The 23359-nt window shown below is 60.4% G+C and carries 23 protein-coding genes and 1 pseudogene; 9 read left to right on the forward strand and 15 right to left on the reverse strand.

Annotated features, from left to right (window positions below; translation table 11 throughout):
• Positions 1-143 precede the first annotated feature (143 nt).
• Positions 144-950: an AraC family transcriptional regulator gene (locus ACQZ5F_RS08935; protein WP_225340026.1), complete on the reverse strand. Its 807-nt coding sequence runs from the start codon at positions 948-950 to the stop codon at positions 144-146.
• A gap of 70 nt (positions 951-1020) precedes the next feature.
• Positions 1021-1779 (reverse strand): SDR family oxidoreductase, encoded by a 759-nt coding sequence (locus ACQZ5F_RS08940; protein WP_225246382.1) that lies wholly within the window; start codon positions 1777-1779, stop codon positions 1021-1023.
• A 103-nt stretch (positions 1780-1882) separates the two neighbouring features.
• On the opposite strand from ACQZ5F_RS08940, the gene ACQZ5F_RS08945 reads away from it, so the two are divergent.
• The gene (locus tag ACQZ5F_RS08945) at positions 1883-2314 is read left to right on the forward strand and encodes a winged helix-turn-helix transcriptional regulator (protein WP_052817498.1); all 432 of its coding nucleotides are present in this window, start codon (positions 1883-1885) and stop codon (positions 2312-2314) included.
• 7 nt (positions 2315-2321) lie between these two features.
• On the opposite strand, the gene ACQZ5F_RS08950 is transcribed toward ACQZ5F_RS08945, so the two are convergent.
• A complete protein-coding gene (locus tag ACQZ5F_RS08950) occupies positions 2322-2720 on the reverse strand; it encodes a DUF937 domain-containing protein (protein WP_046798576.1) in 399 nt (132 codons plus the stop codon).
• A 313-nt stretch (positions 2721-3033) separates the two neighbouring features.
• Here ACQZ5F_RS08950 and ACQZ5F_RS08955 point away from each other — a divergent pair, with 313 nt between their 5' ends.
• Positions 3034-4605 carry a helicase HerA-like C-terminal domain-containing protein gene (locus tag ACQZ5F_RS08955; protein ID WP_046798575.1) on the forward strand — a complete coding sequence of 524 codons (1572 nt, stop codon included), beginning with the start codon at positions 3034-3036 and terminating at the stop codon, positions 4603-4605.
• Positions 4606-5122: 517 nt separating this feature from the next.
• Positions 5123-6637, forward strand: a complete 1515-nt coding sequence (locus tag ACQZ5F_RS08960) for an ABC-F family ATP-binding cassette domain-containing protein (RefSeq protein ID WP_225340025.1) — start codon at positions 5123-5125, stop codon at positions 6635-6637.
• A gap of 55 nt (positions 6638-6692) precedes the next feature.
• Here the strand turns inward: ACQZ5F_RS08960 and ACQZ5F_RS08965 are convergent, their stop codons facing one another.
• From ACQZ5F_RS08965 to ACQZ5F_RS08975, 3 genes are all read right to left on the reverse strand, one after another.
• Positions 6693-7472 carry a VOC family protein gene (locus ACQZ5F_RS08965; RefSeq protein WP_046798573.1) on the reverse strand — a complete coding sequence of 260 codons (780 nt, stop codon included), beginning with the start codon at positions 7470-7472 and terminating at the stop codon, positions 6693-6695.
• A gap of 101 nt (positions 7473-7573) precedes the next feature.
• Positions 7574-8068, reverse strand: a complete 495-nt coding sequence (locus tag ACQZ5F_RS08970) for a DUF1579 domain-containing protein (protein WP_225339355.1) — start codon at positions 8066-8068, stop codon at positions 7574-7576.
• Positions 8069-8094: 26 nt separating this feature from the next.
• Positions 8095-8823: a DUF899 domain-containing protein gene (locus ACQZ5F_RS08975; RefSeq protein WP_046798571.1), complete on the reverse strand. Its 729-nt coding sequence runs from the start codon at positions 8821-8823 to the stop codon at positions 8095-8097.
• Between the two features lie 150 nt (positions 8824-8973).
• Here ACQZ5F_RS08975 and ACQZ5F_RS08980 point away from each other — a divergent pair, with 150 nt between their 5' ends.
• Positions 8974-9420, forward strand: coding sequence for a MarR family winged helix-turn-helix transcriptional regulator (locus tag ACQZ5F_RS08980; RefSeq protein ID WP_046798570.1), 447 nt, complete (start codon positions 8974-8976; stop codon positions 9418-9420).
• Positions 9421-9533: 113 nt separating this feature from the next.
• Positions 9534-9956 (forward strand): YciI family protein, encoded by a 423-nt coding sequence (locus ACQZ5F_RS08985; RefSeq protein WP_225339356.1) that lies wholly within the window; start codon positions 9534-9536, stop codon positions 9954-9956.
• A gap of 188 nt (positions 9957-10144) precedes the next feature.
• Here ACQZ5F_RS08985 and ACQZ5F_RS08990 read toward each other — a convergent pair whose 3' ends face one another.
• The 3 genes from ACQZ5F_RS08990 to ACQZ5F_RS09000 all read right to left on the reverse strand — a co-directional run bounded on the left by ACQZ5F_RS08990 (position 10145) and on the right by ACQZ5F_RS09000 (position 11767).
• Positions 10145-10906, reverse strand: coding sequence for an RES family NAD+ phosphorylase (locus ACQZ5F_RS08990; RefSeq protein WP_225339357.1), 762 nt, complete (start codon positions 10904-10906; stop codon positions 10145-10147).
• Entirely contained in the window at positions 10866-11249 is a 384-nt protein-coding gene (locus ACQZ5F_RS08995; protein WP_046798939.1) for an MbcA/ParS/Xre antitoxin family protein, read from the reverse strand. Before ACQZ5F_RS08995 ends, ACQZ5F_RS08990 begins: the two co-directional genes overlap by 41 nt.
• 95 nt (positions 11250-11344) lie before the next feature.
• Positions 11345-11767 (reverse strand): organic hydroperoxide resistance protein, encoded by a 423-nt coding sequence (locus tag ACQZ5F_RS09000; RefSeq protein ID WP_003511906.1) that lies wholly within the window; start codon positions 11765-11767, stop codon positions 11345-11347.
• Between the two features lie 194 nt (positions 11768-11961).
• Here ACQZ5F_RS09000 and ACQZ5F_RS09005 point away from each other — a divergent pair, with 194 nt between their 5' ends.
• Positions 11962-12420 carry a MarR family winged helix-turn-helix transcriptional regulator gene (locus ACQZ5F_RS09005; protein ID WP_225339358.1) on the forward strand — a complete coding sequence of 153 codons (459 nt, stop codon included), beginning with the start codon at positions 11962-11964 and terminating at the stop codon, positions 12418-12420.
• 58 nt (positions 12421-12478) lie between these two features.
• On the opposite strand, the gene ACQZ5F_RS09010 is transcribed toward ACQZ5F_RS09005, so the two are convergent.
• A complete protein-coding gene (locus tag ACQZ5F_RS09010) occupies positions 12479-13204 on the reverse strand; it encodes a L,D-transpeptidase (protein WP_003494344.1) in 726 nt (241 codons plus the stop codon).
• Positions 13205-13359: 155 nt separating this feature from the next.
• Positions 13360-14268: a L,D-transpeptidase gene (locus ACQZ5F_RS09015; protein WP_052817484.1), complete on the reverse strand. Its 909-nt coding sequence runs from the start codon at positions 14266-14268 to the stop codon at positions 13360-13362.
• Between the two features lie 167 nt (positions 14269-14435).
• Between ACQZ5F_RS09015 and ACQZ5F_RS09020 the strand changes: the two genes are divergently transcribed.
• Positions 14436-17138: a heavy metal translocating P-type ATPase gene (locus ACQZ5F_RS09020; protein ID WP_225339359.1), complete on the forward strand. Its 2703-nt coding sequence runs from the start codon at positions 14436-14438 to the stop codon at positions 17136-17138.
• Positions 17139-17182: 44 nt separating this feature from the next.
• Here the strand turns inward: ACQZ5F_RS09020 and ACQZ5F_RS09025 are convergent, their stop codons facing one another.
• The 3 genes and pseudogenes from ACQZ5F_RS09025 to ACQZ5F_RS09035 all read right to left on the reverse strand — a co-directional run bounded on the left by ACQZ5F_RS09025 (position 17183) and on the right by ACQZ5F_RS09035 (position 20914).
• A complete protein-coding gene (locus tag ACQZ5F_RS09025) occupies positions 17183-18148 on the reverse strand; it encodes an alpha/beta hydrolase family protein (protein ID WP_225339360.1) in 966 nt (321 codons plus the stop codon).
• A 128-nt stretch (positions 18149-18276) separates the two neighbouring features.
• A pseudogene (locus tag ACQZ5F_RS09030) lies at positions 18277-19902 on the reverse strand (cisplatin damage response ATP-dependent DNA ligase).
• 1 nt (position 19903) lies between these two features.
• A complete protein-coding gene (locus ACQZ5F_RS09035; RefSeq protein WP_225246410.1) occupies positions 19904-20914 on the reverse strand; it encodes a ligase-associated DNA damage response exonuclease in 1011 nt (336 codons plus the stop codon).
• A gap of 238 nt (positions 20915-21152) precedes the next feature.
• Between ACQZ5F_RS09035 and ACQZ5F_RS09040 the strand changes: the two genes are divergently transcribed.
• Both ACQZ5F_RS09040 and ACQZ5F_RS09045 read left to right on the forward strand, forming a co-directional pair.
• Positions 21153-21470 (forward strand): type II toxin-antitoxin system RelE/ParE family toxin, encoded by a 318-nt coding sequence (locus ACQZ5F_RS09040; protein ID WP_432704569.1) that lies wholly within the window; start codon positions 21153-21155, stop codon positions 21468-21470.
• On the forward strand, positions 21451-21750 hold the full coding sequence (locus tag ACQZ5F_RS09045) for an addiction module antidote protein (RefSeq protein ID WP_225339362.1): 300 nt from the start codon (positions 21451-21453) through the stop codon (positions 21748-21750). The genes ACQZ5F_RS09040 and ACQZ5F_RS09045 overlap by 20 nt, the downstream gene beginning before the upstream one ends.
• A gap of 31 nt (positions 21751-21781) precedes the next feature.
• On the opposite strand, the gene ACQZ5F_RS09050 is transcribed toward ACQZ5F_RS09045, so the two are convergent.
• Entirely contained in the window at positions 21782-23311 is a 1530-nt protein-coding gene (locus tag ACQZ5F_RS09050; RefSeq protein WP_225339363.1) for an MDR family MFS transporter, read from the reverse strand.
• Positions 23312-23359 lie beyond the last annotated feature (48 nt).

Here is a 23359-nt window from a genome sequence, read left to right on the forward strand (position 1 = left end):
CAGCCCACTCCATCCTCATTCCTGTGCTTGTCACAGGAATCCAGTCGACGCGCGTCTGCGCGGCGGGAGGACTCTTTTCAGCCCAAGGACTTGGGCTGGCTGGATTCCTGTGACAAGCACAGGAATGAGGGCGGAGAAAGCATCTACGAAAGCGCCGCCCGATAAACCGCCGGCGTCACCCCGAATTGCCGCACGAAGAACCGGTTCAGATGGCTCTGATCGGCAAAACCGGCGATGAAGGCCGCCTCGGCGGGCGGGGTGCCGCTGGCCAGCGCATGCCGGGCCACATGCACGCGACGCTGGAGAAGATAGCTGTGCGGGGTCAGGCCCGTCGCCCTGGCGAAAGCCCGCAGGAAGCGGAACTGGCTCATGCCTGCCTCGCTCGCCAGATCGGCAAGGCGGAACGACCGGGAGGGCTCGTCATCGATGCTGCTTTTCGCCCGCCTTATATTCTCGGATGCGGCGATTTCGTCGGGCTTCGCCGGCGTCTCCATCGCAGCCGCCAGAAGCATCAGCAAGGTCTCATCACTATCAAGGGTTTCGCCCGGTCGTTCCTTCGTAGTGACGGCGGAAAAGACAGCGTTGAACCGCTCCGCCAAAGGCCTTGCATCAACGGGATAGGCGAATTCGAAAGAACCTCGATCCTTCTCGCCGATATCGGCAATGGCGTCACGAACGATATTGATATCGAGATAGAGCATCCGCCAGGCGCGGCCGCCCTCCCCGAGCGGAATGCCATCATGCACCTCGCCCGGATTGACGGTGATGAGATGGCCGGCGCCCGCTTCCACCATGCCACGACCGGAAAGCGATTTCTGCGCGCCGCGCTCGATGAGACCGATGCCGAACTGGTCGTGCATATGGCGTGGAAAGGAGCGATCACTATCCGCCACCACGGCGGCAACACCGGGCATGCTGGTTTTCGGCATCAGGAACTGGCCTTGGGCCATGAAAGCGCGCGCTCCGCGGATAAGAGCGCGACGCTATCACAGGATGCCCCCTTGCGACAGACGCTGCCGTTTACGGATGCATATGGTTGATCATGGCGAAGACCTGATCGAAATTACCGTTCTGCGCGGCGAAACGCAGCGGCTTGCAGCGATCCACCACAACTTCCTTCTCATCCGGGCGATTTTCAAGAATATCCATCACCTCGGAAATGAAGGCGTCGAGCGGCATGGCCCTTTCATCACTCGCCTGCCCCTCGCCCATTAGTGTCGTTTGCACATAGGGCGGCACGATTTCGATGACCTCCACCGGTGTCTCCTTCAGCTGCTCGCGCAGCGCAACCGAATAGGCATGGATGGCCGATTTGGTGGCGCTGTAGGTGGGGGTCAGCACCATGGGCACGAAGGCCAAACCGGAGGACACCGTGAGCACCGTTGCGGCGGGTTGCTTGAGGAAATGCGGCAAAAGCGCCGCCGTGAGGCGAATGGGTGCGAGAAGATTGGTGGCAATGGTTTCTTCGGCCGTGTCGAGATAATCCGGTGCTGCGGCGATGTCTTCCGGCCGCATGATGCCGGCATTGTTGATGACGGCGTTGAGGGCCGGATGGGCCTTCACCAGCGCCTCGGCGAAAGCGCGGATGCCTGCGGCGTCGGTTGCGTCCATCACCATCGAGGCCATGCCGGGATTGGCGGCCGTCACCTCGTTGAGCACGGCCTGGCGGCGGCCGGAAATGATGACCCGGTTGCCGGCCTTATGAAACGCTTCCGCCAGCGCCCGGCCGATGCCGGAACCGCCGCCGGTGATGAGAATGGTGTTGCCGGTGATTTTCATTGCAGCATCCTTTGCTTGTTGGCTGAAAGGAAGTTAGCTATGATACTCTCCAATCGAAAGTAGGCACCCAAAAGATTTATACTTACCCAAAGGAGAGTGTAAGATGAAACGGCACGCCGCCGATCCGACCATTGAGAGCCGGCGCAAGGTTCCGCCGCCCACGGATACCAATCCGGTCATCGAGGCGCTGGTTCAGGACATTATCGCCAAGGTGGCGGACAAATGGACGATGCTCATTCTGGAAGTGCTGGAAGAGCACGGCACACTGCGTTTCACACAGATTGGCAAACATGTGGGCAGCATCAGCCAGAAGATGCTGACAAAAACGCTGCGGCAGATGGAAAGCGACGGGCTGGTGCGCCGCACCGTGCATCCCGTCATTCCGCCGCATGTGGATTATGATCTCACCCATCTCGGCCGCACGCTCGGCAGCGCCTTTTGCGGCGTGTGGATCTGGGCGGAAACGCACCATGCGGACATAGAAGAGGCGCGGCGGCGATTCAAAGAACAGCCGCCGCGCCCCGCAATGGATTAATGTCGCCTCAAGCGAACTGGCTAAGGCCCGGAACCGAGGCAATCACCTGGTCAACGGTCTCATCGCCCGCGTGCTGACGGGCAACGGCGATGGTTTCCTTGGCCAGCGTGGAAATCTCGCTCATGCCGATACCCTGGCTCATCAACTGCTGGCCAAGACCCATGATGCCGCCGCCGCCGATCGCGCTCATCAGTCCGCCCAGCAGACCACCGCCGCCATTACCGGTACCCTCACCGTTATATTGCGCCACGAGATCACTGGCGCCCGGAATGGCTTCGATCATCTTGGCGATCGGGCCGTCGGCCGCCTCGCGCTGGAGAAAACCGAGAATCATGCCGACGGCCTTTTCGGCCAGTTGAGGGTCGATACCCGCCTTTGCGGCGATCTGATCAACGATTTCGTTCATTCTTGCCTCCTGTTGAAAAACGACGCCAACATCGAATAACTGACGTTAACGTCAACGTAAAACAATCTCATGCCGCATTCAAGCGGCCACGGATAGGTGCGGCAACTTTCATCAAGCGCTTTTTATTCATCGCCATCAAGCAGTTGTTGCGCCTTGAAACTGTCCTTATAAGATCATCACAACCAAACTATGAAAAGGCCGCGTTTACCATCAGCGGTCAAGGCACGCTCGTTACGCTTTTAATTCGGACATGACTTTTGTGAAATCCATGGTGATTTAAGGGTCATGCATCAGCCGCAGGAGAAATTGGTCGATGTTGCAGGACGGACAGCTCTATATCGGGACCAGCCGCAATCCGGATGACAGCCTGAACAAGGGCGAATATCTGGAACTGAAATTCGGCAACCGCCACGGTCTCATCACCGGCGCGACGGGAACGGGCAAGACCGTGACGTTGCAGGTTCTCGCCGAAGGCTATTCGAAGGCCGGCGTTCCGGTGTTCTGCGCCGATATCAAGGGCGACCTTTCCGGCATCGCGGCCGAGGGCGAGGCGAAAGACTGGGTGCAGAAACGCGCCGAGCAGATTGGCTTTACGGATTTCTCCTATGGAAAATCGCCTGTCATCTTCTGGGATCTCTACGGCGAAAAAGGCCATCGCGTGCGCGCCACCATCGCCGAAATGGGACCGCTGCTGCTTGCCCGACTGATGGACGCATCGGAAGCGCAGGAAGGCGTGCTCAACATCGCCTTCAAGATCGCCGATCAGGGCGGGCTGCCGCTGCTTGATCTGAAAGACCTGCAATCGCTGCTGAATTATATGGGCGAAAACGCGTCGGCGCTTTCCAACCAGTTCGGCCTGATTTCCAAGGCCTCGGTCGGCTCACTGCAACGCGGGCTGCTGGTTCTCGAACAGCAGGGCGCCGCAAATTTCTTCGGCGAGCCGGCATTGAAGATTGCCGACATCATGCGCGTCGGCGCGGATGGCCGCGGCACGGTTTCGGTTCTTGCGGCTGACCGGCTGATGATGAACCCGCGCCTTTACGCCACCTTCCTGCTCTGGATGCTCTCGGAACTGTTTGAGGAACTGCCTGAGGTGGGCGACCCGGAAAAGCCGCGTCTGGTGTTCTTCTTCGACGAGGCACATCTGCTGTTCAACGATGCGCCGAAGGTGCTGGTCGAGCGCGTGGAACAGGTGGTGCGCCTCATCCGCTCCAAGGGCGTGGGTGTCTATTTCGTGACGCAGAACCCGCTCGACGTGCCGGAAACCGTTCTTGCCCAGCTCGGCAACCGTGTGCAGCATGCGCTGCGCGCCTATACGCCGCGCGAGCAGAAGGCCGTGCGCACCGCCGCCGACACCTTCCGCCAGAACCCGGCCTTCAACACCGCCGACACCATCACCACGCTTGGCACGGGTGAGGCGTTGATTTCCACCCTGCATGACAAGGGCGCGCCTTCCATCGTGGAACGCACCCTCGTGCGCCCGCCCTCGGGCCGAGTCGGGCCGCTCACCGATGCGGAACGCAAATCGCTGATCGATCTCAGCCCCTTCGCCGGCCAATATGACAAGGATATCGACCGGGAATCCGCCTTCGAAATCCTCGCTGCCCGCGCCCAGAAGGCGGCGGAAGCCGAAGCCGCCAAGCGCGCGGAAGAGGAAAATGCCGCCAACCAGTCCGACAACGCTTCCGGACGCTGGCGCCTGCCGGGCTTCGGCGACGAGGAGCCCGCACCGGCCTCGACCGGCTCGCGCAATGGCGGCACCCGCAAGACCGGCTACCAGCGCGAAACGGTGATCGAAGCGGCGATGAAAAGTGCCGCCCGTTCTGTTGCGACATCCGTAGGGCGGGCGATCGTGCGCGGGATTTTGGGTAGTTTGAAGCGGTAAATATGTATTGAAGCACCTATGCAGGTCGAGCGTGCGCCACTTGTTTCTTCTCCACGCCGGGGAGAAGTCCGCGGCAGCGAGATGAGGGGGACAGGGTAGAGATATTCGGCAAGGTTGCCCCCTCATCCGACCCTTCGGGCCACCTTCTCCCCGGCGGGAAGAAGAAACGGTGCCGCACCGTAGCGCCATCCTATAACGGCCGCACCTGCGCAAAACCCATTGCCTCCCGCCACCACCGCTGCTAATCATCAAGCGGTTCAACCCGTATCAAGAAAGGAGGCTTCGCATGGATATTTCCTGCTTCTGGCGTTACCGCCAGATCCGCCACCTTTCTGCCCTGCAGATGCGTTTGCAGGGCTGACCGGAACTTCCAAGACTCTGGTTTGCCCAAAAGGCCGCGCGGAACGCAGCTCGTCTGCCATTGCGCATGTTTTCATGACGGATCATCTCGACCGAACAACCCTGCCCGCATGTGGCAGCCAGCTTCGTTGATGATCCGTTTCGCCAGAGATACATCATGACCCTTATCACGCTTCGAAACCTCGGAATCATTCTGGGCAAGCCGCTTTTTTCCGGTCTCAGCCTCACCATCCATGCGGGAGACCGCATCGGCATTGTCGCGGCGAATGGCTGCGGCAAATCCACCCTGCTCAATTGCCTTGCTGGCGAACTGGATGCCAGCAGCGGCGGCATCACCCGGTTACGCGGGTTGACGCAGTCCATCGTCCACCAGCATCTGCCCCCGGCCCTTCTCCCACGGACAATGCGGGATGCGGTATTATCCGCCCTGCCGGCGGATGTAATCGACAGCGACAGCTGGCGGGCCGACATCATCCTCGATGAGATGGCTGTGCCGGAAAGCTATCGCCATCGCTCCCTGCAACAGCTGAGCGGTGGCTGGCAGCGGCTTGCCATGCTGGCGCGGGCATGGATCACCGAGCCGGACTTATTGCTGCTCGATGAGCCGACCAACCATCTCGACCTTGAAAAAATCAAGGTGCTGGAGGGTTTTCTGCAACAATTGCCCCGCGATACGGCGGTGGTCATTGTCAGCCATGACCGCGCCTTTCTCGACAATGTCACCAAAGCCACGCTGTTCCTGCGGCCGGAAAATTCCTCGCTCTTCCGGTTGCCCTATGGGCATGCGCGAAGGGCGCTCGAAGAGGAGGATGCCGCCGATGGACGGCGTTTCGAGCGCGACATGAAGACCGTGCAACAATTGCGCCGGCAGGCGGCGAAGCTCAACAATATCGGCATCAATTCGGGCAGCGATCTTCTGACCATCAAGACCAAGCAATTGCGGGAGCGCGCCGAAAAGCTGGAGGAAAATGCGCGGCCCGCCCATCAGGATCGATCTGCCGGAAAGATCCAGCTTGCCAATCGCGGCACACACGCCAAGGTACTGGTGACGCTGGAGGATATTCCCGTCTCGACACCGGATGGCACCTTGCTGTTCCGCACCGGCCGGCAATTCATCCGCCAAGGCGACCGCATCGTCATTCTCGGCCATAACGGCGTCGGCAAGACGCGGCTGATCTCGCTTCTGAAGGCGGCAATAAGGGCTGACGAACAGGTGGCGGAGGGCATCAAGGCCACCCCCTCGCTGGTGGCGGGATATGTCGACCAGTCGCTCGCCGAAATCGATGATGCCAGCACGCCGCTGACGCTCATCACACACCGCTTCGACATAGGCGACCAGCGCGCGCACGGTTTGCTCGCCGGTGCAGGCATCGACATGGAAATGCAGAAACGTCGCATCGCGACGCTTTCCGGCGGGCAGAAGGCGCGGCTTGCCATGCTGGCGCTGCGCCTGACCGAGCCGAATTTCTACCTGCTGGACGAGCCGACCAACCACCTCGACATTGAGGGGCAGGAAGCGCTGGAGGCGGAAATTACCGGCCGTCAGGCCAGTTGCGTGCTCGTCTCGCACGACCGGAGTTTCGTGCGGGCGGTCGGGACACGTTTCTGGCTGATCGACAAACGCCGGCTGGTGGAAGTCGAAGATGCGGAAGCGTTTTTCGCTTCGGCATGAGTGTTCTCAAACGAAGGCCCCTCCCGCCAATCCAGTGGCGGGAGGGGCATGATTTTTACTTCTTCTGCGACACGAGCGAGAAGAAGGCGCCCTGCGGGTCCTGGCAATTGACGATCCAGCTTTCGCCGGGAACCTCCATCGGACCGTTGACGACCTTGCCGCCGCCGGCGCTGACGCGGGTGATGGCGGCATCAATGCCTTCAACATTGAAGTAATAACCCCAGTAGCAGTCGGGCGCCTGCGGCATACGTTTCATCATGCCGCCGATGGCCTTGCCGTTATGGGCGAAGATGCGATACGGCCCCATTTCGCCCATGTCGAAATCATGGTCCTTGGTCCAGCCGAACACCTCGCCATAAAAGGCGGTCGCTCCATCCACATCGCCCGTCATCAGCTCATGCCAGCCGACATGGCCGGGCAGGTTTTGCGCGTCTTCGGGAAAACCGCCGCTTTCCATCGGCAGTGGCGTCATGATGCACAGAACCGCACCATAGGGGTCCGCCACCACAGCAAACCGGCCGATTTCAGGAATATCCTGCGGCTGGCGCATGACGGAACCGCCCTTTTCCTCGAAAAGCTTAGCCGAGGCATCAACATCGTCAACGTCGACATAAGCGGTCCAGTTCGGCGGAATGCCCTGACCCTTAAGTTCCTCGGTCAGTTCCATGACACCGCCCATACCTTTGCCATTGGCTTCCAGCACCAGATAGGGCATTTCCGGCGAACCGAAATCCTTGGTCTGCCAGCCAACGACATGGCCATAAAAGCGTGCGGCCGCTTCCATGTCAGGCGTCATCAGTTCAACCCAGATGAATTTTCCATGTGTATCGGACATCTTCGTCTCCTCAGGAGGTTTGGGCGTCTATATTTGATTGGGTGATCCCGCCCGCCGCGGGGCGCGGCGGCGCTGGTCTTTGCGGCTCGTTCCGGCAGGGCTTACCCCTTCCGGCGGAATTCCGATGTCATGAAGGTCTTGAATGTGCCATCCGGCTGGCGGACGCTGCCGGAAAAGCTGCGGTGATTGTCGTCATGCAGCACCAGCACATCGCGATAGGTATCGATGCGGCCGGAACCGTCAAAGGCGGGGCCTTCGGCTTCCAGTGTCAGGGTCTTGCCGTCCTCTTCCAGCCAGCCCCTGTAGACCCAGAGATAGGTCATCATAGACCCTATCCAGCTTCCGACGAAATTGCCCTTGGCCGGGTCGAAACCGACCGTGATCACGGCTGTCATCTCGTCACCGTCGGGCATCTTGCCTGTGCCCTCGCCGACGATCCACAGCCCTCCGATGGAGCGGACCGTCTCGGTGAATCGCTGCGACGGGTCGTCGGCGTCATAATTCTCATGGCCGGAACTGGCGATCATGACCCAGTCACCAACGATTCTCGACAGGAATTCATGTTCCTTCTGCGGCTTGGCGCTTTGCATTTCCATTATGGTCTCCTCCTCGTCCGTCCGTTTCAGTGGCAGCAGGCTGCAGCTTTCGGCGCGTCCTCATATTGATCGTGCCGGCGCACCCAATCCATTACGCCGTCTTCATTACGGCCTTTTGGCACAAGATCGAGCAGCATCAGCGTGCCGAGCGCCTGCTCCATGCCGCGGGCATAGGCCGAGTAAGTGTGATAGATCTTGCCATCTTCGCCTTTGGCGAAAATGCTGACGCCGTGCAGATCCTTCAGGTCGCCCATCGGTTCGATTTCACGGTAATTATAGGTGATGGCCCCGCCCTTGATATCCTCATCACGGAAGGAAGCCTGATAATCATAGTTGAAATCGCTGTCCGCTGCGGAAACCCACGGGAACTTCCAGCCCATGCGGTGTCTATAGGCTTCGATCTTTTCAAGCGGCGCGCGGGAGACCGCGACGAAACCCGCATCGCCATGTTTCAGATGGATCATCGCGCCATCGACATGGTCGGCGAAAAAGGAACAGCCGGTGCAGCCCTCCTCCCAGTCAGGCGCCAGCATGAAATGATAAACGATGAGCTGGCTGCAATCGCCGAACAGTTCCTTGAGCGATTTCGGGCCGGAAGGCGCATCGAAAATATAGTCCTTCGTCACCTCTTCCCAGGGCAATGCGCGCCGCGCCTCGTTCAGCCGGTCACGGGCGCGGGTCAGTTCCTTTTCCTTCACCAGCAGATCGCGGCGGGCCGCAAGCCACTCTTCATTCGAAACAACAGGATGAGACATGATCTTTCCTCCTTGGATCCGTCTTTCACCACGGCGCCACTCCGCTCCACCGGAGGACACCGCCTATTTCTGCGTTGAAAGTCAGTTAAACCATCAGCGGCGCATCAAGTTCCGCTTGACTAATTAGGTTGATATCAACATATTTATCGCATGTCAAACGCCAGCGTGATTCCTTTTTCGACAACTCTTTTCGTGCGGGACGCCTGTCTTTGCCTGCACGCCCAGCGCGCTGCACGGGCCTTGGCGCGGCTGTTCGACAATGCGCTGAAGCCTGTTGGCATCAATAATGGTCAGTTTTCCCTGCTGATGTCGCTGAACCGGCCGGAGCCGCCGCCGATGGGGCCGGTCGCCCATCTTCTGGCGATGGACCGGACGACGCTGACCGCGGCGCTGAAGCCGCTGGAGCGGCGCGGGCTGGTCAGCATCGAACAGGACCCGAAAGACAGGCGCGGCAAACGGCTGCGGCTGACGGCGGATGGCATGGCCGTGCTTGCGGCGGCCTTTCCCATCTGGGAACAGACTCATGCGGAAATCGAAGCAAAAATCGGCAGTGGCGACCCCGACCGGCTGCGTCGCGATCTTATCGATCTCGGCTGACAGCACGACGGCATGACGCCACTTTTATCGGCCAGAATGTCATCGGGCCGTCGTGCTGGAAAACGAAACTACGGACGAAACTACCCCAAAAACGCAATCCAGGAGGAAAGATCATGCGTGCAATCGTTTTTGTAAAAGCCACCAAGAGCAGCGAAGATGGCGTCATGCCCACAACTGAACTCATGGCGGCAATGGGAAAATTCAACGAGGAACTGGTCAATGCCGGCATCATGCAGTCCGGCGACGGGCTGCACCCCTCCTCCAAGGGCAAGAGGGTTGTTTTTGATGGCGACAGCCGAACTGTCATTGATGGCCCCTTCCCGCACACCAACGAGCTGGTTGCCGGCTTCTGGCTGTGGAATGTCAAGGACATGGATGAAGCGGTGGCATGGGTGAAACGCTGCCCCAACCCAATGCTTGAGTGCAGCGAAATTGAAATCCGTCCGCTGTTCGAAATGGAAGACTTTGGCGATGTCGTAACGCCAGAAATCGCAGCGCATGTGGAAGAGCTGCGCGCCCGTGTGGGCAAGCAGTAGCGGGACTCAGGCTTACGGCTGGGCCTGAACAGGCCGAGCGGATGCCGCTTGTTTCTTCTCCCCGCCGGGGAGAAGTCCGCGGCAGCGGGATGAGAGGGCGAGCTCTCCGTAAATCTCTACCGTTGCCCCCTCATCCGACCCTTCGGGCCACCTTCTCCCCGGCGGGGAGAAGAAAACGGAGCGCCACCTCACCCCAGGAGGCCGGCCAGACGCGGGTCATTGACAAAATCCGAAACAGAAAAGCCCGTCCGGCGCATCGGGAATTCGCACAGGGCCTGCACTCCGGTTTTCGACAAGTGAATGCGCCAGCTCATCCGCTCTACCGGCGTTTTGGCCGCAAAGGCCTTTGGCGACAAAATTGCGATGTTGAGGCCACCTGCGGGATCGCGCACCGAGCGGTAAAGGATGGCTTCAACCTTTGCTTCACGCGCCTGCTCCGCCAAGGCCTGACACGGCTCGTAATTCGTAAGATCGGTCCACAGCGCCTCGTTACGGCTCAGCTCCGGCTTCGTCAGATCAAGCGCCGCATCCGTGGCGACACGGGCGGCAAAGGCGGAATATTCGGCAGGATTGGCGGGCAGCGGCGTACCCGGCGATTCGGCATAAAACAGCAGCCGGTAAAAGGCCATTTCGGCAAGCGCCGTCTCCACCTTTGCCGCGGCGTAATAAACACCCTCGGTGAAACCCGCACGGCGGAAACGCGAGCCGTGCGGATAGGCTGCGCCATAACGGAAAGGCGTGGCGAGAAGATAATCGAGACCGGCGCATTCGGGCGGAAACGGCCGCTTGCTCGTCTCGAGAATATCTTCCAGCAGCGATTGCTCCTCCACCGTATCCACCAGCTTCATGGTGGAAACCTGATGCTGCGCTTCCACCAGCCGCCAGTATTTTCCCGATGCGGCGCGTTTTTCAGACAGGAGCGCGTCGGGCGTCCAGATAGGAGAGGACATCGATCAATCCGGTAATGGTGGTCAGCTTTTCGGCAGGTACGGCGTTCAGCGCCGTATTGTGATTACGCAGCCAGTTTTTCGCAACGGTCTCGTCACCGCCGGCAATCGCGTCCAGCGAGCGGAAAACCCGGACCAGCAGCACCGCCAGCTCGAAGGATTTGGCGCCCGGCTCCAGCAGGAAATCCAGCCTCTTCATGCGCGACACGGTGGGGGCGGAAACGCCGAGAATATCCGCCGTGCGGGCGGCATTCAGGCCCAGCCGCTCGGCAGCGGCGATAACGGCCTTGGTGACGACCCTGCCCTGCGCTGCAGGATCCATGGCAGTCTTGGCGTGAATATTCATGGCGCACATCCTTTCCTCAGAAAGAATATAGCATATTTATTTCCACGAACAAGAAGGCCGGGGTAAACCCGGCCCACTTTTTGATAGCTGCAATATCAGGCCACAGAAACCGGCACTTCCGTAGAAGTGCGCATGGCGTGGCTATAAGGGCAAACAATATGGGCGGCAGCGACCAGTTCTTCTGCCTTTTCGCGCTCCAGGCCGGGAATGTTGACCTTCAGCGACACTTCAATGCCGAAGCCGGTGCCGTCTTCGCGCGGGCCGATGCCGACAGTTGCCGTCACAGTGGTGTCTTCCGGGATCTTTACCTTCTGCTTGCCGGCAACCGCCTTCAGCGCGCCGAGGAAGCAAGCCGAATAACCGGCGGCGAAAAGCTGCTCCGGGTTGGTGCCGCGGGCGCCGTCACCGCCCAGTTCCTTCGGAACGGTCAGCGTTACGTCGAGAACGCCGTCTTCCGACTTGGCGTTACCTGCACGGCCACCGGTGGCGGATGCTTTGGTCGTGTAGAGAATAGGCATGGCATTTACTCCCTTCGGGTTGGTGTTGAGTGGTTTATAGCGAACAATTAAATTGTGCGCAATATGATTTTGCACATTGAATAAAATTTTGTTTTTTGCGATAGTTTTCACGAAATTTCGCCGCACATCCATGTGGCAGGAACCGAAAGCGGGGGCCGATTGTTCCCTCCCCGGTTTTATTTTGGAGCAGGACTATGGGCGCAGAGGGCAACGACACTAAGATGGAAAGCCTGTTGAGGCTGGACCAGCAGATATGCTTTGCCCTTTATGGCGCAGCGCACGCTTTCACACGCGCCTATAAACCGCTGCTCGACCCTATCGGACTGACCTATCCGCAATATCTGGTCATGATGGCGCTCTGGGAAAAGCAGACCTCCACCGTCAAGGCGCTTGGCGAAATGCTGGGGCTGGATTCCGGCACGCTCTCACCGCTGCTGAAAAGGCTGGAACATGCCGGACTGATAACCCGCAAACGCGGCACGGTGGACGAGCGGCAGGTGCTGGTGGCCTTAACGCCAAAGGGCGCCGACCTCAAAAAAGAGGGCGTGAAGATCATGGCCGCAATCGGCGGCGCCACCGGCTGCGAGCTGGAGGAACTGGCGCAGTTGCGGGACCGGGTTAACGCGTTGAAAGACAGCCTCGCCCGCACATAACCCTGAAAAAACTAAAGGCGGCACAAGGCCGCCTTCATTTATGCGAATATGCTTCGGCTTACTGCCAAACCACCACACGCGCCTTCTGCGGCACGCGGTCATAGAGGTCGATGACGTCCTGGTTCATCAGGCGCACGCAGCCGGAAGAGACGGCCTTGCCGATGGAGTTCCATTCCGGCGAGCCGTGCAGGCGGTAAAGCGTGTCCTTGCCGTTCTGGAAGATATAGAGCGCGCGGGCGCCGAGCGGGTTCTTCAGGCCCGGCGGCATGCCGCCATTCTTGGACGAATATTTCACCAGTTCCGGCTGGCGGGCGACCATTTCGTCCGGCGGGGTCCATTTCGGCCATTTCTGACGCCACTGGATGACGCCTTCACCCGACCAGGCGAAACCATCGCGGCCGATGCCGACGCCGTAACGCATGGCGCTGCCGCCCTGCTCCACAACGTAGAGGAAGCGCGAGCGCGTATCCACGACGACGGTGCCGGGGCGCTCGCCGGTCGGGTCGACGACCCGCTGGCGATAATAACGCCGGTCGATTTTCTGATAGGGGACAGCGGGAATGACGTAACCGCCATCTTCAACCGAGCCGTACATGACGGCCAGTTCCGCATCGCTGACGCCGGGCGAGAACATCTGGCGGAAATCGCTGCCGATGGCGCTCGCCTGCTGGCGGATGGCGTCTCCCGTGCCGGATGAGGCGCAGCCCGCCAGAAGCGAAGCGGAGGAGATGCCGAGAAGGGAAAGAAAGGTGCGTCTGGAAAGATCTGTGTCGGTGCTTGTCATAAGGCCGGTTTGTCCCACATTTCGAACGGCTATATCGCCGTTGTACGTCATTTGTTCCGTATCATGCGTATTGCGAAAATAGTTAACCGACCGCTAAAAGCCAGTCACAAGGCGCCGGAGGATTGGAGCCCGCATCTCTTTCTTTTAGAACGTGGTCAGATAACCACAATCTGCGCCCCTTTGGGCACACGCTCGTAAAGATCGATGACATCCTGGTTGAGCATGCGCACGCAGCCGGAGGAGGTCGCCTTGCCAACGGACTGCCAGTCCGGCGTTCCATGCACACGGTAAAGCGTGTCCTTGCCGTCCTTGAAAATATAAAGCGCACGCGCACCGAGCGGGTTGTTAAGACCCGGCGTCATGCCGCCATTGGCCGCCGAGATGGAGGTGAGCTCCGGCTGGCGCCTGACCATTTCGTCCGGCGGCGTCCAGCGCGGCCATTTCGCCTTCCACTGAATCTTGCCGCGGCCCGACCATGCGTAACCATCGCGCCCGAGACCGACGCCGTAACGGATCGCCTTGCCGCCCGGCTGCACCAGATAGAGGAAATGCTGTTTGGTATCGACGATGATGGTGCCGGGCGCTTCCGCCGTCTGATAGCTGACTTCCTGCCGCAGATAACGCGGGTCGATGCGCCCATAAGGAATGGCGGGCAGTGAACGGTCCTCGTCGCGGATCGGGCCATACATGACCCGATGCAGCGGATTGGAAACCGGCAGGCCATAGGTCACCATGCGATCAGGCGCGAGCGGTGCGGCCTGCCCCTGCACCTGCGGCGCGCTCAGGCCCTGCCCGCGCACCGGCGGACCATATTCCTGATGGAAGCGGGTCCTGAACAGATCCGGCGGACGCGTCGAAAGCTGGCCCGGCTGCGGCGGCAATTCCGGCTGACGGTTTGAGCTGACGGAATTGAAGTTGAAGACCGGCGCCGTTTCCCGCACGAAGACATCCGGATCCATCCGGGTCGTATCCGTCACAAAAAGGCAGCCGCTCAGCAGCGGCAGAGCCGCAAGACCCGCAAGAGAGGCCGCCCGGCGGCAGTGTTTCATAAAGAGTGCTGTCATCTGAACCGCTTCATGGAATCCAATATGCCGCCATGATGAACCGCGCGGCTGGCGCGAAGCTGGTGTGAACTTTTCAAAAAAAATCGGGAAATCGCATTTTTACCCTTGAACCTCTAGTTGCTAGAGGTGCCAGATTGGCTGTCGACTGGAATTCAGGAGCGAAAACCATGAATATTTCGACACGCGGCAATCTGAACGGGGAATCAGGAGACCTGACCTTCACGGTCGGCGGCATGGATTGCGGCAGCTGTGCGGCAAAGATCGAAACCGCGCTCTCCCGCCTGCCCGGCGTTGCCGACGTCAAGGTGTCCGTTGCACGCGAAAGGTTGAACCTGTCGCTGGCGGAAGACAAAACGTCGGTTGCAAAAATCGAGGATACGCTGCGCAAACTCGGCTTCAAACCCGCTTTGCTGCCGCAGGAGAAGGCTCCGCGCGAAAAGATCGCAGCGGAACCTCACGACCATGAGCATGACCATTCATCGTGCGGAGGTCACCACCCTGCGGAAGCCGCCCCCAGCGTTGAGCAGAACAACGCCCTGACATTTTCGGTGGGTGGCATGGATTGCGGCAGCTGCGCCGCGAAGATCGAAACCGCACTTGGCCGCCTGCCCGGTGTTGCCGACGTCAAGGTATCGGTTGCGCGGGAAAGGTTGAACCTTTCGCTTGCCGAGAACACAACCCCGACCGCAAAAATCGAGGATACGCTGCGCAAGCTCGGTTTCAAACCCGCCTTGCTGGCGCAAGACAAATCGGCGCGAGGCAAGGTGGAAGATGACGGGCACGACCACGGGTCCTGCAACGGTGATCATGATCATTCAGGCCACGATCACTCGGGCCATGATCACTCGGGCCATGACCATTCCGGGCACGATCATGCGGACCATGACCACGCCAATTGCGGCGGTCACGACCATGATCACGCCGGGCATTCGCATGAAAAGGCGCAGCCCGCGGCAGTGACCTCAAGCGCAGAGGTCGGACACGCCCATGGCGCTGATGAAAAGGGTGCATGGTGGCGTACGGCCAAGGCCCGAAACACCTTCACCGGCACCATTCTGGTCGCGGTCGCCTATGCGGCGGAACTCGCCTTTCCGGCCTGGGGTGGTTACGCCTTCATCATCGCCACGCTGGTGACGCTGTTTCCGATTGCGCGCAATGCCTTCAACGCCGCCCGTTTCGGCGCGGTCTTCACTATCGAAATGCTGATGACCATTGCCGCCATCGGCGCGATCTTCATCGGCGAGGCGGAAGAAGCCGCCATCGTCGTTCTGCTCTTTTCCATCGGCGAATTGCTTGAAGGCTTTGCGGCCGCACGCGCCCGTTCGGGCATCAAGGCGCTTGGCTCCCTGCTGCCGAAAACAGCGCTGGTCGAGGAAAACGGTACGCTCCGTCAGATGTCTGCCGATCAGGTGCGCATCGGCCAGGTGGTCGTGGCCCGCCCCGGTGACCGCATCGCCGCCGATGGCGTGGTGATGGAGGGCGAATCGAGTGTCGACGAATCGCCGATGACCGGCGAAAGCATCCCGGTCGCCAAGGAAAAAGGCGCCCGCGTCTTTGCAGGTTCGATCAACCATGACGGCTCGCTGCGCATCCGCGTTGACCGCGCGCCGGAAGACAACACCATTGCCCGCATCATCACGCTTGTCGAGGAAGCGCAGGATGCGCGCGCGCCGACCGAGCGCTTCATCCAGAATTTCTCGCGTTATTACATGCCGCTGATCGTGGCGATCTCCGTGCTCACCATCATCGTGCCGCCGCTTGCCGGTCTCGGTGAGTGGGATACCTGGATTTACCGCGGTCTCGCCTTGCTGCTGATCGGTTGCCCCTGTGCGCTGGTCATCTCCGTTCCCGCCGCCATCGCCTCCAGCCTTTCGGCTGCGGCACGCCATGGCATGCTGGTGAAGGGCGGCGCCGTCATCGAAATGCTGGCGCGCACCGAAACCGTCGCCTTCGACAAAACGGGCACGCTGACGCTCGGCGAACCTGTGGTGACCGACGTGGTGGCGCTTGACGGCAACGAGGCCGGACTGATTGCCGAAGCCGCAACCATCGAGCATGAATCGAGCCATCCGCTTGCCAGAGCCATCGTCAACCATGCTGAAAAGGCCGGCGTGAAGCCCCTGCCCGGCTCCAACATCAAGGCGATTTCCGGTCGCGGCATGCAGGGCAATGTCGGTGGAAAAGACCTGTTCATCGGCGCGCCGCGCTTTGCAACCGAAGTCGGCACCCTCTCGAAGGAACTGGCCGACCGCATCACCGCGCTTGAGAGCGAAGGCAAGACGGTGGCCGTGGTCATGGCCGGCGGTGCGGCAAGCGGCCTCTTCGCCATGCGCGACGAACCGCGCAAGGATGCGGCTGAAGGCATCAAGACGCTGAAGGAGATGGGCATTTCCTCGCTGATGCTGTCGGGCGACAATGCCCGCACGGCGCGTGCCATCGGCAACAAGCTGGGTCTTGAAGCACGCGGCGAACTCCTGCCGCAGAACAAGGTCGAGGAAATCCGCAAGCTTGCCGCAAAGAAGACCGTGGTGATGGTGGGTGACGGCATCAACGATGCACCGGCGCTTGCCGCCGCCAGCGTCGGCGTGGCCATCGGCTCCGGCACTGACGTGGCGATGGAAGCGGCCGATGCGGCTCTGATGCGCAACAATGTCGGCGATGCCGCCCGCCTCATCGGCCTGTCACGCGCCACCATGAGCAACATCCGCCAAAACGTGGCGATCTCGCTCGGCCTCAAGGCGGTGTTTCTGGTCACGACCGTCACCGGTCTGTCCGGCCTGTGGCTGGCGGTGTTTGCCGACACCGGCGCGACGGTGCTGGTGACTGCCAACGCCATGCGGCTGCTTGGTTACTTCAAGAAAAGCGCCTGATTTCGCAGGAGGGTCGAAAGCTGCAGGAGCGGTTTTCGGCCCTTTTATGCGAACTGATTAAAAAAACGAATGCTTTCCGCAACCGCGCCCGGGACCACGCCATTGTGGGTGCCGGGCAGCAGTTTTTTATCAACCTTGAACCCGGACATCAGGGCACGATCCACAAAAAGCTGGTGATCGGCGTCGAAAGGCCGCTCCTCATCGCCGCGCAGCAACAGGGCCGGACATTTGAGGCTGGGGCCGAAACAGACAGAGGAGCGCATGATGAATTCGCGCTCGTCGGTTTCGTCGAAACAGATCTCGTCCGAATAACGGTTGAAATAACGCCATGAATTGACGCCCGCCGACATGGGCGCGGCCGCACGGAATTTGCGGCTCATGGCCGCGAGCAATGTCAGCGTGCCGCCATTGGAATGGCCGGCAATGAAGAAGCGTTTTTTATCGATGCCGGGCAGGTTTTCCAGATAGGTTGCCGCCGCCAGCGCATCCGCCGTTTCATTGTAGAAACCGGAATAATTGCCACTCTGGCCGTTCTCGCCCCGGAAAGACGGTAGAAGCACGACAAAACCAGCCTCCCAATAGGGCTTCATCAGCGCCCAGTGGCCGTCTCCCGTGGCATTGCCGCCATGGAGGAAAAGCACTGCCGGCTTTGGTGTCTTGGAGGGCTGATAGTGGGAAAGCCAGGCAACAAGCTCGATGGAACCATCAGGCCCGCCGGGATAGGTGACGCGTTCCGCGCCGGGCGGTGTGCCAAGCGCCGAGGATTTTTCCGGCGCGGCCATCTTGCGCAGCAGGTGGGTGTGAAAATGTTGGCGGGCCTCCGCGTAGTCCTGTCTTTCGAGCGGCAAAACCTCGGGGGCGACAATGCCGGCTTTCGCACCCTGCGGCAGAAGCGTTGCCACAGACAGGCCCATGGCGCCGGCAAGCAGGCCGCGCCGTGTCAGGCCCTGGCACATCACGCCGCTCTCTTCCTGTCCGAAGGCTGAGGAAAGAAAGCGTTTATCGGCCATGGGTGCACTCTGAGTACGGGGATGGAGATATTAGCAGTTCAGCACTGCGGCGGGAGACTGTCCAATCACGGATTCGCGAATGACAACAATGTATTCGCAGCATTCATGGCAATTTCTGGACGGCCACCCTACCCTTCCGCACCATCGATCATCGCCACCAGTGTCGAAAGCCGGTCCGCCTCGGCCGGCAGCTTGTCGGCCCTCAGCCGCGCAATGCGCGGAAACCGCATGGCGACGCCGGATTTGTGGCGGGTGGAGCGGTTGATGCCCTCGAAGGCCACCTCCAGCACGAAACCGAAATCGGGCGTGGCACGCACCGCCCGCACCGGGCCGAAACGCTCGACGGTATTGTCGCGCACGAACTTGTCCAGCACTTCGAGTTCCGCGTCGGTGAAGCCGAAATAGGCCTTGCCCACGGGAACGAGCTGTTCGCCATCCTCGCCTTCCGCCCACACACCAAAGGTGAAATCGGAATAATAGCTCGATCTTTTGCCGTGGCCGCGCTGCGCATACATCATGACCGCGTCGATATTGTAAGGGTCACGTTTCCACTTGAACCATGGCCCCTTGGCGCGGCCTGCCTGATAAGCGCTGTCGCGGCGCTTGATCATCACACCCTCAATCACCGGATCGGGCGGCGCGGCGCGCAGCCTGTCGAGCTCGGTCCAGCTGGAAAAGCAAATCAGCGGCGATAGATCGAAGCGGTCATGCGGGGCATGCTCGATGATGTCAGACAGCCGGCCGCGACGCTCCAGATAGCTCCGCGCGCGGATATCTCTCTCGCCATCGAACAGCAGATCGTAGGCGCGGATGAAGGCGGGGTAGTCGTCCAGCATCTTTGCCGTCACCGTCTTGCGGTTCAGGCGCTGCTGCAAATCCGAGAAGGTGCGGGTGAGATTGTTGGAGCGCGCGGTGCCGCCAATCAGCAATTCACCATCCATCACGCCTTCGAAATCAAGCGCATTGAGTACATCGGGGAATGCCCCGGAAATATCGTCGCCGGAGCGGGAGTAAAGCTTTCACGTCTCCCCGGCGCGGGATAGCTGCACGCGAATGCCGTCCCATTTCCATTCGGCGGCATAATCGGCCGGGTCTAAGCCATCGAGATCGCCATCGGCCACCGGTGTGGCCAGCATCACCGAATGGAAAATGGCCGGTGTGGCCAGCACCGGCCGGTCCGACTTGCCCTCCAGCCACGCAAAAAGCGAAGTGTAGGGCGGCGTCAGACCGTGCCAGAGGGTTTCGATTTCGGTGATGTCTTTTCCCGCAAAATCCGCCAGCGCCTGCCGCGCCAGCCGCGCCGAAACGCCGATGCGCAGGCTGCCAGTGGCGAGTTTGAGGAAGGCGAAACGTGAAGAGGTATCGAGCCGGTCGAGCAGATCGCGCACTGCGCCGCGCACCTCGGTGCGCCCCAGCGAATTCATCAATGTGACGACTTCGCCGAGTCGCGGATCCTGCGCCTCGGAATCGTCAGAACCGCCGATATTTCCCCAGACCAGCGAGATGGTTTCGGCCAGGTCGCCGACATAATCGTAGGAATAACGAAACAGCACCTCGTCCATGCGCTCCAGCACAAGTTCGCGCAACAGGGCCGGTTTGACGCTTTTAAGGTCCAGCGTGCCGGCAATCGCCGCCAGCCCGTAACCCCGGTCGGGATCGGGCGTATCGCGGAAATAATCGGTGAGAAGCTTCAGCTTGCCGTTGCGCGAGGGGGTGAGGACAAGGCGGTCGAGAAGCGTGGCGAAGGCTTTCATCTCAATCCCCCTCGTCTTCGTAACCGACCAGATGCAGCGGCTTGGCGGCGATGCCCTGCAATTCGCACCAGCGCACCAGCGCCTCTTCGCGGCCATGGGTGACCCAGACGGCTTGCGGGCCGATTTCCTTGATGGTTTCCAGGAGTTCCGGCCAGTCGCAATGGTCTGATATGACCAGCGGCAATTCCACTCCGCCCTGCTTTGCCCGTTGCCGCACCATCATCCAGCCGGATGCGAAGGCGATCAACGGCTCGTTGAAGCGCCGCGCCCAGCGTTCCTGAAAGGCGGAGGGCGGGCCGACGACGATCGCGCCCTTGAAAGCGGCGGGGTTACTTTTTTCCAGCGTCGCGGGCCTGAGATCGCCGAGATCAATGCCCTGCGAGACATAATAATCGCAGAGCCTCGCCAGCGCGCCGTGGATGTAGACCGGCTCGGCATAACCATTGTCGCGCAATAGCCGGATAACGCGTTGCGCCTTGCCGAGCGAATAGGCGCCGACCAGATGGGTGCGTTCGGGAAATTGTTTGATGGAGGTGAGCAGCTTTGCCGTTTCCACACGTGGCAGCGGATGGTGAAACACCGGCAGACCGAAGGTGGCCTCGGTGATGAAGACATCGCAAGGCACCGTCTCGAACGGCGCACAGGTGGGATCGATGCCGCGCTTGTAATCACCGGACGCGACAATGCGCATGCCGTTCATCTCCACGGAGATTTGCGCCGAGCCCAGCACATGGCCAGCCGGGTGGAACCCGACAGTGACGCCGTTCACCGCCACCGTTTCACCGAATGCCACTGCCTGCTCGCTGCCGCAGAAATCCTCGCCGTAACGGATACGCATGATATCGAGCGTCTGCCGCGTGGCCAGCACCGCGCCATGGCCGGCACGGGCGTGATCGGAATGGCCGTGGGTGATGAGCGCCCGCGCCACGGGACGCACGGGATCGATATAAAAATCGCCCGCCGGGCAATAAAGGCCTTTGGGCGTGGAGTTCAGGAGCTGTTCCGGCTTCATATTCATTGAGATAGGGCCGCCCGCGCGAATGTAAAGTGCTGCGAGCATAACGCGGAACGGGCGTTAAATTTCCCGCAGGGGTGTTTTTGTTTTGCCGTCACCTCCCTGTCATTTCGGCTTTGAGCCGGGGCTGTATCGAGTTGTGACCGCAGTTCGCACACAAGATCAGCGTAAGGCCGGCTTAGAGGACAATCATGAGATTTGAGCTTGCGGGAATGTATCCATTCGGATACATTTTATGATGAATAGTTTCGAGAAATCGGCAGAGTTCGACGAATGGCTGAAGACTTTGAAAGATCGCACCGGAAAGGTGCGGATTCTTCATCGCCTCACGGCAGCCGCGCATGGGAATTTCGGCGATTGTGCGCCGGTGGGTGCAGGCGTTTCAGAAATGCGTATCCACTATGGTCCGGGTTATCGGGTCTATTTCAAGCGCATTGGCAAGAGGGTTTATTTCCTGCTGGTCGGCGGGAATAAATCTTCGCAGAAGCAGGACATAAAGCGCGCAATCGAGATGGCGCAAACAATAGAAGGGGATGGCAATGACGGAATTTAGCAAATTCGATGTGTCGGACTATCTGGATAGCGATGAAGCCATGATCGAATATCTGGCAGTGGCGATGGAAGACGAAAACCCCGATGTGTTCATTGCCGCCCTTGGCGCAGTCGCAAGAGCTCGCGGAATGTCGCATGTCGCGGATGTGTCGGGTCTCGGGCGGGAAAGTCTCTATAAAGCGCTTAAAGCCGGTTCGAAGCTCCGCTACGAGACCGTGCAGAAAGTCCTGCATGCGCTGGGCTTCCGGCTAGCCGTCGAAAAATCATTGGACGCCGCGTAAGGCCGGCGTTTACGCGGCGGCCTTCACCATCCTACTCCCCCGCCGCTTCCGCCCGCTTCGCCTCAACCGCGGCCGGCAGGCGCACCGGTTTCAGCATCAGCGCTGCCGCAAGGCCGATGGCAGCGGTTGCGGCGGCCGCGAAGAACAGCGGCGTAAAGGCGTCCGAATAAAGCGAGGCGACTGCGGCCTGTGAGGCGGCGGGCAGTTCGGCGAGCATTTTCGGCGTCAGTTCCTCTATTCTGCCGACACCGGGGATATTCACCGCCACGCCCTTGAGGCTGGAGGTGACGATCGCGCCATAGACCGAGATGGCGATGGCAGCTCCGCCCATGCGGGTCAGCGTCACCGCGCCGCTCGCCGCACCGATATCCGCCTTGGGCGCGGAATTCTGCACACCGATGATCGGCGCCTGCTGGCCGAGGCCAACGGCGAAACCCTGCACCAGCATCAGTGCCGCAATCAGCGCCAGCGGCGTGCCCGCATGCATTTGCGTGAACAGCAGCATGGCGACGAGATTGATGGAGAGCCCCGCCACCGAGAAGGGCTTGTAGACACCGGTGATCGAAATCAACCGTCCTGCCGAAAGCGAGCCCATGACGATGCCGCCGGTGACCGCGATGAAGAACAGGCCGGCATGGGAAGGGGAAAGCCCGGTCGTGGTCTGCAGGAACAGGGCGTAATAATTGACCATGCCGATGCCGATGCCGCCGCTTGTCAGCGAGACGATCATAAGCAACGGAAAGGTGCTGTCCTTGAAGAGCCTCAGCGGCACCACGGGCTCCGGCGCGCGGCGCTCCACCTGTACCCACAGGAAAGCGGCGATGACGGCGAAGGCGATGATGCCGAGGCTCGGGCCTGCGATCAGCGAGCCGAACAATTCGCTGCTGTCAGCCCAGAAGACGACGCTGGCAATGGTGGCCGCCAGCAGAACCGCACCGAGATAATCGATCTTCGGCTGGCGCGCCGGGCGGCGGTAAGGCAGCATCAGCGCCAGACCGGCAATGACGATGATGCCGAGCGGCAGGTTGATGAGGAAGATCGACCGCCAGCCGAACAGGTCACTCATCGTGCCGCCGAGGATCGGGCCGACACTGCCTGACGCCATGATGGTGAGGCTGGAATAGCTCTGGTAGCGGGCGCGTTCACGCGGCTCGAACAGATCCGCATTGACGGAGAAGATCGACACCATGATGCCGCCGCCGCCAAGCCCCTGCAACACACGGGCAGCAATCAGGCTATCCATCGACCAGGCCAGACCGCAGGCGAGCGAGCCCAGCGTGAAGATGACCACCGCCGCGATCATCACATATTTGCGCCCGAACAGATCGCCGAGCTTGCCATAGACAGGCATGACCGCGCTGGTTGCCAGAAGATAGGCGGAGCCGATCCAGCCGAAACGTTCCAGCGCGCCAAATTCGCCGACGATGGTGGGCAGTGCTGTCGATACGATCTGGTTGTCGAGCGTGGCCATGAACATGGCCAACATCAGAAATAGAAAGACGATGAGCCTGCGCCGATGATCCGACACAAGCGGCGCCACGGGGGCTGCGGACATATCCATGAAAAATCTCGTTGAGTTCCGGCATATTTGCTGCGACAATTTGTGTGC

The organism is Agrobacterium sp. 22-210-1, from assembly GCF_053522525.1.